Origin of the sequence: Desulfovibrio sp. 1188_IL3213 (genome assembly GCF_036763145.1) — a bacterium.
Lineage (GTDB): Bacteria > Desulfobacterota > Desulfovibrionia > Desulfovibrionales > Desulfovibrionaceae > Desulfovibrio.
This window is the reverse complement of sequence record NZ_JBAIYR010000411.1, coordinates 1-1979: the sequence shown is the minus strand read 5'-3', so window position 1 is coordinate 1979 and position 1979 is coordinate 1. Positions and strand designations below refer to the sequence as shown.

Here is a 1979-nt window from a genome sequence, read left to right as displayed (position 1 = left end):
CAAGACCACGAGTTCCGTGCCGCGTGCCGGAAAAGGCATCGCCGCAAGCCGGGCCTTGCCGAAGCCGAAAACCGGAGGACACACAGCGAACCTCGCGGCAACAGCGCGGCGTACGCATACGGCCCTTTTAAGGAGTTTTTATGGAAAAGCGTGAACTGGTCATTATCGGCGCTGGCCCGGCGGGCCTTTCCGCCGCCATTTACGGCAAGCGCGCCGGTCTTGATACCCTTGTTCTGGAAAAAGGCCGTCCCGGCGGCCAGATACTGACCACCAGCAGGGTGGAAAACTATCCCGGCATCATTGACGGCACGGGTACGGGGCTGGCCGACGCGTTTCGCGCGCATGCGGAGTTCTTCAAGGCGGAATTCCGTTCGGTTTCGGTGCAAAAGCTCGAAACTCGCGGCAACGAAAAAATAATCACGCTCAAGGACGGCACGGAAATCGCCGCCGGGGCCGTGATCGTCGCCAGCGGAGCCTATTTTCGCAAACAGGGCTGCCCCGGAGAAAAGAAATACACGGGCATGGGCGTTTCCTATTGCGCCGTGTGCGACGCGGCTTTTTTTGAAGATCTGGAAGTGGCCGTCATCGGCGGCGGCAACACTGCGGTGGAAGAGGCATGCTACCTCACGGGCTTTGCCTCCAAGGTCTACCTTATCCACCGCCGCGACGAATTCCGCGCCGACAGGCTGGTGGTGGAGCACGCTCTGGCAAATCCCAAGATTGTTCCCGTGATGGACAGCGTGCTGGAATCCATTGAAGGCAGCGACATGGTTGAAAAAATCATGGTGCGCAACGTGAAGACCAATGAAATTCGCCAGATTGACCTGAGCGGCGTGTTCATTTTTATCGGCACCCTGCCCAATGCCGAATTTCTGCACGGTCTGCTGCAGACGGATGACGGCGGCTGGATAGTCACCGACGCCAATCTGCAGACCTCTGTCCCAGGCATTTTTGCCGCCGGCGACGTGCGCGACACCTCGTTGCGTCAGGTTGTTACAGCGGCTGGCGACGGCGCAAGGGCCGCCATGTCGGCCTATGCCTACCTTCAACATCAGAGCGTCAAGTAACGATTGCGTGCATGACCCGCAGGGTTTTGCCACCCATGCAACGCACAGGAACAGGCAGGCACGGCCTGCCGTCAAGCAATTCTTTACCAGTGACAGTGCTCTGCAAAGACGCTGGAGGATAGCAGCATGAAAACTGTTGGCATCAAGGCCGCGGCGTATTGCCTGAACTTTGCGCCGGAACTGGCCCTGCATCACGGCGGCACACCGGCGCAGGAGCGGCGCGCCAAGCCCGATTCAGAATTCCTGCGCGAATTGCCAAAGCACGCGCAAACCTATGAACAGGCCGCTTCTTACGCGCCCAACAAAACCTATATAGGCGCCATGAGCGTGGACGAGCTGGCCGCAGCCCCCGCACCCTGGATAGACAACCCGGGTGACGTGCAGCGCTTCGGCAAATTCGGCGAAATCATGCCCGAGGACGAATTCATCGGGCTTATGGATATTTGCGACGTTTTTGACCTTATCTGGCTTGAAGAGGGCTTTGCCTCGGCCGTGGCCGTCAAGCTGGCCCAAAATCCGGTCATGGGCGAAAAGCAGATGGCCCGTCTGGAAAAGGGCAGGCCCGAGGCCGACATTCTTGAGGCCGTGGAAAAGCACCACGCGCTGCCCTTGTATTTTGGCGGCAAGGTGGCGGGCTGCTGCCGCCGCGCCCACGATACCGATGAAAATCTTGAAGCCGGCATAATGCTGGAAAATCTCGCCAGCAAGGCCAGCGCCGTGCTTTGCCTGCTGCACCTGATCAGGAATGCGGGCATGGCTCCGGCGGACGTGGATTTTGTAGTGGAATGCTCGGAAGAAGCCGTGGGCGATGCCATGCAGCGCGGTGGCGGCAACATGGCCAAGGCCGTTGCCGAAATAGCCGAATGCGTCAATGCCAGCGGCTTTGACGTGCGCGGCTTCTGCGCAGCGCCC

Annotated in this window: 1 protein-coding gene and 1 pseudogene; both read left to right on the top strand. The window is 59.6% G+C overall.

Annotated elements, in window-relative coordinates:
• Positions 1-140: 140 nt before the first annotated feature.
• Complete coding sequence (trxB, locus tag V6C16_RS12040; RefSeq protein WP_333536416.1) at positions 141-1067, top strand: thioredoxin-disulfide reductase; 927 nt, start codon at positions 141-143, stop codon at positions 1065-1067.
• 126 nt (positions 1068-1193) lie between these two features.
• Positions 1194-1979 (top strand): annotated as a pseudogene (locus tag V6C16_RS12035) (glycine/sarcosine/betaine reductase complex component C subunit beta); the annotation flags it as partial.

Excerpts from the sequence above, each read along its gene's own strand:
- trxB (WP_333536416.1), top strand. The coding sequence starts at position 141 with ATGGAAAAGCGTGAACTGGTCATTATCGGCGCTGGCCCGGCGGGCCTT.